This is a genomic window from Alkalihalobacillus deserti (assembly GCF_020734105.1).
Classification (GTDB): domain Bacteria; phylum Bacillota; class Bacilli; order Bacillales; family Bacillaceae_D; genus Halalkalibacter; species Halalkalibacter deserti.
On the sequence record NZ_JAJAFR010000002.1, the window covers coordinates 529529 to 537195 of the forward strand.

Below are 7667 nucleotides of genomic sequence, written 5' to 3' on the forward strand. Positions count from 1 at the left end.
TTAGCTACTCTCCCGTTTACAATTTTCGCTTACTTTGCTAATAAAATCCATGCGCATAAATTTAATGAAGCAGTTGAACTTATACGGAAGAGAAAAAGAATATATCTATACAATTTATCAAGAATTATTGGCGAGAATACTTTCAGCCTCCTTGTTAAATGTTAAGATTTCGCTCCGGTGTAGAAGCCGATCTAAGATAGCCGTTGTGAGAGTGGGGTCTCCCAGAAACTTTCCCCACTCACTTGGTCCTTTGTTCGAGCCCATCATAATTAAAGTGAAATATTCGTCTATCCAGTTTTAGAAGTACTTTTAATTGGTCGAGAGATGACGTGGATACCTTTCTTTAGTTGGTGAATTAACCAATGAATCTTTCCCTTTTCTATAAATATTTCTTCAATTTGCTGGAGCATAATGTCTCTCTTAGCTACATTTCGCTCTCACATAGGTAAGTACCAGAGACTTTTTTTAAGTATTGCTTTTCCAGGGCAGCATTCTGAAGGTCTCTTTTTTGTATTATGATGGACCTTATAATTGCCAGTCCGTTTTAACTATGCGTGACAAGAACTACAGAATAATAATTTAAAAAATCACATTTAAAATTTGTTTTGCCCATAATAGGAATAAATTTGTTAATATGTTAGTTAGGAACAAGATTATAAGGATGTGTTTATATGTTACTTAAAGATTTTCTAGAAAGTGGGTCAACAAAACAGCAAGAATTAAAGAGATTGTATCAACTTATTCGGAAAAACGGACCGATAACAAAGGCTGAATTAATGGAACTTACAAAGATAAAAAAAACCAAATTAAACAGAATGATTGATGAGTTATTAAAAAATAACTTTCTAAGAGAGTATGGGGTAGGTGATACCTCTATTGGAAGACCTCCAACTTACTACGATGTGGTGCTAGACAAGGATTATATTATAGGAATTCATATATCAAAAATGGCCGTAGAAGTTGTTTTATGTAATGTACGTTACGAAATTATTGAAGAAGAGACATTTGCTATAACATCCATACATACACTGGATTTTATAATAAATAAAATTACAGGTATTATACGTAGATTAATGAAGGATCATAAAATAGGAATTGAACATCTAATAGGAATTGGTTTTGCTACAGTTGGTCCAATAGATAAGAAAAAGGGAATGATTATAGTAAAAGAACCGTTTTTTGCCCAAAATTGGAAAAATACACTTGTCGTTGACATGTTACAACATGAGTTTCCAGTAAAAATCATGCTTGAATTAGCCACGGAAACAGCAGTCGTTGCTGAATATGATGCATATGATTCAGTGCATAAAAATGTCCTTTATTTAATATCTGGCGCTTGGGGATTAGGTTGTGGAGTTATCATTAATGGAACTTTGTTGCCTGGGCAAAACGATAATTATGAGCATATGAGTATAAACTTTGATGGGAAGTTATGTTCTTGTGGGAAAAGAGGATGTTTGGTAGCTTACTCTTCTTTTAAGGGGATTATTCAAGACCTAAAAAAAGATAAATCAACTTTGGGACTAAATGACGCACAAGTTCAACAAGTATCAGTAAATGATCTTATTGAATATTTTAAGCAAGGAGATGAAAAAACAAAAGAAATCATCTTAAATACAGCTGATTATTTAGGTTTTGGCTTATCAAATTTAATTAACATCTTTCAAGCAGAATTAATTATTCTTAGTGGTCCTTTAATTTATAACTTTGATGGATATTTTAATCGAGTAGTAGAAAGTGCATTACAAAATTTAAAAGATAGAGAAAATGATCTTATTTTCACTACAGGAAAAAGAAAAGATAGAGCGATGGTTGTAGGTGCGTGTATCACTCTCTTCGAGTCATATTTCCCGAAAACTTTTTAAAATTCTGTTCATGTTATATTGACTTTTCTGTGAATTCGATATAATATGAAATTGTATTTAAGTCCAAAGTGGGAAAAAGTTAAAAGAAATAAACGGTAATTCCTTTTATTTTAATAACTTATTGCCGAATTGGTCAAAATGATTACGTTGATCTATTTTCAAAGGGGATTAAATTTTTCGGAACAGGTTTACCTAAAGAATATCAAAACCCAAATACCTCAGATGAAGAATTTGTTAATAGAGTGGGCGCTGTTCTCCGCGGCAAGTTGGAGTAATTTTTAAAGAAATTAATCCTCAAAAACTAGTATTGATCCATCTCGATACAAGTTTTACAGATGATGAAACACTTCAGGAAATTGTGAATGAATTTAATGGCTTGATAATGATTTTAAATGTGAATAGAAGTTTGTTTTTAAATGAAGAACTATGTTTTTTTTGAAAAAATGTAAGGGTTTACAATTGTGTTCTAGAAGGAGGGAAGACATTAAAGAAAACAATAAAAGTGAGGTTACTTTATATCGTATTCATGCTAATTAACAATAAATCATTTTGAATTTATTTTAGTAAGGAGGTGGTTTGTAAGTTAAGAAAGTTTTCAAATGAAGAACAGTGTGTTTATTGAAAGAAATGTAAGCACTTACAACTATGATTTAGGAGGAGGAAAGACATTGAAAAAAATAATAAAAGCTGTGTTGCTTTCTATCGTATTCATGTTGATTCTCAATGGGTGTTCCGCGGGGTCGACTACGGAATCATCTAACAGAGATTCAGAAAATGGAGGAGGTAGTGAAAGTGATCAAACGGAAGTAATCCATTTATCGGCAAGTACTTATACACAGCCAGGAATTCCCGTTACCATTGGTTTTGATAATGTGTTAGATGAAATTGAAAAAAGAAGTGATGGTCGAGTAAAGTTTGAAAGGTTTTATAATGGGTCATTGACTGGTCCGGAGGATACAATTGATGCTGTTCAAAACCGGGTGGCAGATGTTGCTTTTATTATTCCAGAATTGCAATCCGGCAAAGTATCTTTAAGTACTGTTACGACGAATCCGGCTATTTACCAAAACGTATGGTCCGTCACTAAAGCACTTCATACCTTATTTGAAGAAGAACCAGCAGTCAAAGAACAATGGGAAAGTCACGGTGTGAAAAAAATAGGCTTATATGCTGCTCCTCAGTACCAGATTTTGTCAACTGAAGATGTCTCTAGTTTTGAGGATTTACAAGGATTACGAACTTTGACAACCGGGCGCTCCCAAGCTCTACTGGCTGAAGGGCTTGGTATGATTCCTGTTCCAATGGTGCAAACACAAGCTTATGAAGCTATGTCTAGAGGCACAATTGACAGTATGCTCTTTAATTTTTCGGGGGGCGTTGCGGTTGGGGTTGATGAAGTGATCAATTCTATTTGGGGACTACCTGTTTCGGGGCTGACCGCTGTTATTGGCATGAACCTTGACGTATATGAATCTTTACCTGAAGATATCCAAAACATTATTGAGGAAGTGCAACAGGATTTTGATGCCAAAATGCATCATGAACTTTTTGTTGAATCAGATGAAAAGTCAGCGCAAAAATATGCTGAGCAAGGTGTTGTAATCCATGAAACTTCGGAAGAAGATTTGAACAAAGTAAGAGAACTGGCAGCAGAACTTGTGTGGAATGAATGGGTGAAAGAACAAGAAGATCTAGGGTTGCCAGGCCAACAAGTCTTGGATACTTTTGTTGAACTGGTTGAAAAATATGAACAAGAAAGTCCTTATTAAGCCAATCTACGAAAATAATCACGTTACAAATGCGTTAAAAATTGTAAGCCTTTCTATTGAAAGATTACATGTTCAAGTACCAAGATGACGATATAAAATTTCAAATTATTTGGAGGTTATTCTTATGAAAAGTGCTGTTGAATTACCGAAGTACCATGAGTTGAGTGATGCTGAATTAAAACAATGGACGCCTGAAGAATTTACACAAAAAATCATTGACAAATCTACTCAATTTGCTGAAGCCTTCTATCATGTTAGTAATTGGGAGAAAGTTGATTTTGATGAAGAGACGAGAAAACAGAATTTGATGAAGTTTTGTTCGCGAATTGGATGGCGTGAATTCTATCTAGGGGTTCATCCACCTTCCAAACAAATTGTGTTGCTCGAAAGTAACCCCGAGGATATAGGCATACGCATTAGACTTGCCCAACAGATCATTGATGAAGTTAAGCACCAAAGGGAGTGGGGGAATTGGGCAAAGAAATATGGTGGAAGCCCGAGAATCCAGGACTATAAAGTTGAACCTGACGTTTTAAAACAATTCCAGTTAACGAGCAGCTATGACGATCCGACTAAAATTGCGATAAACTTGCAGTTAACTTCCGAAGTGACTTTACCGTTCTTGCTTGGTTACGGAACATTATCACCAGAAGAAAACATTACAGCCCAAATAATGCCTGAAGAGTTACGTACGGGAATTAAAAAAGAGGTTGTGGATGATGAACCGCGTCATATTGCGGTTGGAAGAGATATCATGATTAAATACTGTGGCGAAGATGCAGATAAACGAAGAACGCTGTTAGAGATGCATAATACACGTCTTGAAAGCACCATGACTTTACAGTCAAATGAAGTGAATTTGCTAGGGGCTGAGAGAACAACTCCTTATCCTAAAATCTAAACATAAGGTCGGTGTAAAACATGTTCAATTTTGAAAATTGGAGTAAACAAGTTTTTCATCTCACTTCACTGTTAGAAGAAACTGAGTCAGCTCTTGATAAAGAAAAAATTAATAAGTATCAGTCCGATTTGCAAAAGCTGTGGGATGAAATGATACAACATGAAGACGAGGGAGTTCGTTTTTTGAAAAAGTCACTAAAGATGTCAGAACAATCGCTTGAAGGTGACTTATCTGAAGAGAAGTTAAAGGAAACAATGGATGCCATGAGGTCAGAAGCTATTGAAAAAAGCCATAATGGATAGTTTGTATTAAATTAAAGTCTAATGTTACTAATTCTTCAAGAAACTCTTTTTCCTTAATCATTTATGACGACATATCTGCGGTCAAATACGTTCATCGCTTCCATCCTTCTACGAACATCCGTTGTTCGTAGAAGGATGGAGGCAAAGCAATAAAAGAGATGCTTGTTCACTACTGAAAGATTTCATTAAGTGTGATGCCAAGATGAGTGAGAATGATTAAAGATGCGGTATTGAAAGAGATGCTAGAAAACAAGAACTTGATGAAACGTTTTGAAGATCCTACAAAAAAATCGGAACTTATATTATTCATGTCTTTTAAAAAAGATTCTTTTTCCCAAGAGCAAATATTGAATTGATAGAGAATACTAAACGATTTGAGAGACATTAACGTACGGGGGGATCTCATGAATCTACTTTTTGTGAAATTAGATTACCAGTTAAGAAAGGTAGAATACTTTTTTGCATTAGTTGCAGGAATGATTGCTTTGATTGTCATGTTAATGGTGACATTGGATGTTTTATTTCGTAATTTATTCAATACACCTATAGTAGCTGTTTACGAATTGGTCACATACTCATTTATTGGAATGATTGCTCTAGGCTTCCCTTATGTACAGGCTCAAAACCAGAATGTTGTGATCGAAGTTGCCACAAGTTCTTTGCCGGCGAAGTATAAAAATGTCCTTGACTTAATTGGCACTGTGATAGGTCTGTTTGTCATCGGTGTCATTGCCTGGCAAACAGGGATTTCTACTATATCTTCTTTTGTAGGAAATGAGTATAGTTCTGGGCTGATCAGAATACCGATTTGGCCAGCAAAATTGGTTCTTTTTCTAGGTTTGACGTTTTTGGCTATAAGACTTTTTCTTGACGTTTTCCTTATCGCAACCAACTCAAAGAACAGAAAAGACGAATCTGAAACAACTACCATCCAATAGCTGCTAGAAGTAAAAAAGGTGTTGTCGATTGTTTGGAAACTTTGCAAATCGGTTAGTACCAGGACGGGGGAGGATGAATATGACATTAGATCCACAGATTATTGGTTACATCGGCATCATCGTGATGTTGATATTGATGTTTTTAAGAGTACCGGTTGCATTTGCTATGGCTACTGTTGGTTTTGTAGGCTTCTATTTGATTAATGGGTTAATCCCTTCTTTAAATATTATGCAATCGACTTTTTATGGAGTATTGAGGAGTGAAAGTTTTGTTGCTGTGCCTTTGTTTATCCTTATGGGCTACTTTGCTTATCATTCAGGTATTGTGACCAATCTGTTTAAAACCGCTATGAAATGGGTAGGGCATGCTCCCGGAGGCATAGTACAAGCCACTATTCTTGGGGGAGCGGGATTTGGAGCTACGAGTGGCTGAGGTTTGGCATCCACTGCGACATTAGCCAAAATTGCCTATCCGGAAATGATTAAATCAGGGGTGGACAGAAAGTTAGCTTATGGAGCTATAGCTTCAGTCGGACCACTTGCTGTCATGATACCACCGAGTATTTTAATGATCGTCTTTGCTATTATCACACAACAGTCAATCGGAAAATTATTAATTGGAGGCCTTTTGCCCGGTTTATTTGCTGCCGTGATTTACATGGTGATGGTCTATATTTTGGTTAAAAGGAATCCTGCGATTGCACCATCGGTTGCTAAGCCTCCTTTAGAAGAACGTCTGAAATCCTTAAAAAATATATGGGGATTTGTGATTTTGGTCTTTGTGATCGTAGCAGGGTTATACTCTGGCTTTTTTACGCCAACTGAAGCCGGATCAATAGGTGCCTTCGTCGTATTTGTTATGTTGCTGTTCATGCAAGGTTTTAAATGGCAGATCATCAAAGACTCTATTATACAGACAATCACGACATCAAGTATGATCTTTCTGTTGGTATGTAGTACTTATGTTTTCAGTTACTTTATTACGGTGACTAGAATACCTACCAATTTATCAAATCTTTTGGTTTCACTTCCAGTTGACCCCATTGTGATTTTGTTAGCTGTCATCCTGATGTATTTGATTATGGGGATGTTCATGGACATGATGTCAGCCATGTTCCTGACTCTACCTATTCTTTTTCCTTCCATCATTGCTTTGGGATTTGACCCGATTTGGTTTGGTGTTATGCTAGTGTTTTTGGTTGAAGTAGCCTTGGTTACACCACCATTTGGACTTAGTTTGTTTATTCTTAATGGTGCGGTACCAGGCAGTGATATGAAGGAAATTTATCGGGGGAGCATACCGTTTATCGTAGCTGATTTTGTTATTATAGCATTGTTTATATTGTTTCCACAGATTATTACCTTCTTACCTTCGTTGATGTAAATGTGCGTTGTAAGTTGGTTCAGTCGGACATCTATACTAAAAATCTTTCAAAGGGAATATAGGATTTTTGTTAAAAGAAAAAGTTGGACAATTCAGTAGGTGAGTTTGTTTTATAAAATGATTAATTTAAACCCACAGAAATACATTTTATTAAGAAGGAGTTTTGGACATTGAATATTAAAGCAGCGACTACTTTTTATAAAGGTTCTGAATTTACGATATCAGATGTCTCTCTTGATAAACCAAAACATGGAGAAGTACTAGTTCGAATAAGTGCTAGCGGAATCTGTCATACGGATCTTAGAGCACGAGATCAACTTAGGCCAGTACCATTACCTATAATATTAGGGCATGAAGGTTCTGGTATCGTAGAAGAGATTGGCGAAGGAGTCAGCAATGTCCAGCCTGGTGATCATGTCATTATGAGTTTTAATTCCTGTGGAACTTGTAATGACTGTTTAAAAGCAAAACCGTATGCTTGTGAAAACTTTCCTCATTTGAATTTTTC

7 protein-coding genes and 2 pseudogenes are annotated in these 7667 nt (G+C 35.8%); 8 read left to right on the top strand and 1 reads right to left on the bottom strand.

The window, feature by feature from the left end:
* Nucleotides 1–117: 117 nt before the first annotated feature.
* Nucleotides 118–267, bottom strand: a pseudogene (locus tag LDX58_RS06215) (ATP-binding protein); the annotation flags it as partial.
* Nucleotides 268–671: 404 nt separating this feature from the next.
* On the opposite strand from LDX58_RS06215, the gene LDX58_RS06220 reads away from it, so the two are divergent.
* From LDX58_RS06220 to LDX58_RS06255, 8 genes and pseudogenes are all read left to right on the top strand, one after another.
* A complete protein-coding gene (locus LDX58_RS06220) occupies nt 672–1865 on the top strand; it encodes an ROK family protein (RefSeq protein ID WP_227935965.1) in 1194 nt (397 codons plus the stop codon).
* Between the two features lie 668 nt (nt 1866–2533).
* Nucleotides 2534–3634 carry a TRAP transporter substrate-binding protein gene (locus tag LDX58_RS06225; RefSeq protein WP_227935966.1) on the top strand — a complete coding sequence of 367 codons (1101 nt, stop codon included), beginning with the start codon at nt 2534–2536 and terminating at the stop codon, nt 3632–3634.
* Nucleotides 3635–3758: 124 nt separating this feature from the next.
* Nucleotides 3759–4535: a hypothetical protein gene (locus LDX58_RS06230; protein ID WP_227935967.1), complete on the top strand. Its 777-nt coding sequence runs from the start codon at nt 3759–3761 to the stop codon at nt 4533–4535.
* Between the two features lie 20 nt (nt 4536–4555).
* Nucleotides 4556–4837 carry a hypothetical protein gene (locus LDX58_RS06235; protein ID WP_227935968.1) on the top strand — a complete coding sequence of 94 codons (282 nt, stop codon included), beginning with the start codon at nt 4556–4558 and terminating at the stop codon, nt 4835–4837.
* 212 nt (nt 4838–5049) lie between these two features.
* A complete protein-coding gene (locus LDX58_RS06240) occupies nt 5050–5193 on the top strand; it encodes a hypothetical protein (protein ID WP_227935969.1) in 144 nt (47 codons plus the stop codon).
* Nucleotides 5194–5241: 48 nt separating this feature from the next.
* Nucleotides 5242–5775, top strand: coding sequence for a TRAP transporter small permease subunit (locus tag LDX58_RS06245; protein WP_227935970.1), 534 nt, complete (start codon nt 5242–5244; stop codon nt 5773–5775).
* 124 nt (nt 5776–5899) lie between these two features.
* Nucleotides 5900–7159 (top strand): annotated as a pseudogene (locus LDX58_RS06250) (TRAP transporter large permease).
* Between the two features lie 170 nt (nt 7160–7329).
* A partial coding sequence (locus LDX58_RS06255; protein WP_227935971.1) for an alcohol dehydrogenase catalytic domain-containing protein occupies nt 7330–7667 on the top strand: 338 nt, incomplete at its 3' end.

What these genes read in the sequence shown, in the direction of transcription:
- LDX58_RS06230 (WP_227935967.1), top strand. Translation starts at nt 3,759, where the DNA reads ATGAAAAGTGCTGTTGAATTACCGAAGTACCATGAGTTGAGTGATGCT.
- LDX58_RS06235 (WP_227935968.1), top strand. Translation starts at nt 4,556, where the DNA reads ATGTTCAATTTTGAAAATTGGAGTAAACAAGTTTTTCATCTCACTTCA.
- LDX58_RS06245 (WP_227935970.1), top strand. Translation starts at nt 5,242, where the DNA reads ATGAATCTACTTTTTGTGAAATTAGATTACCAGTTAAGAAAGGTAGAA.
- LDX58_RS06220 (WP_227935965.1), top strand. Translation starts at nt 672, where the DNA reads ATGTTACTTAAAGATTTTCTAGAAAGTGGGTCAACAAAACAGCAAGAA.
- LDX58_RS06240 (WP_227935969.1), top strand. Translation starts at nt 5,050, where the DNA reads ATGATTAAAGATGCGGTATTGAAAGAGATGCTAGAAAACAAGAACTTG.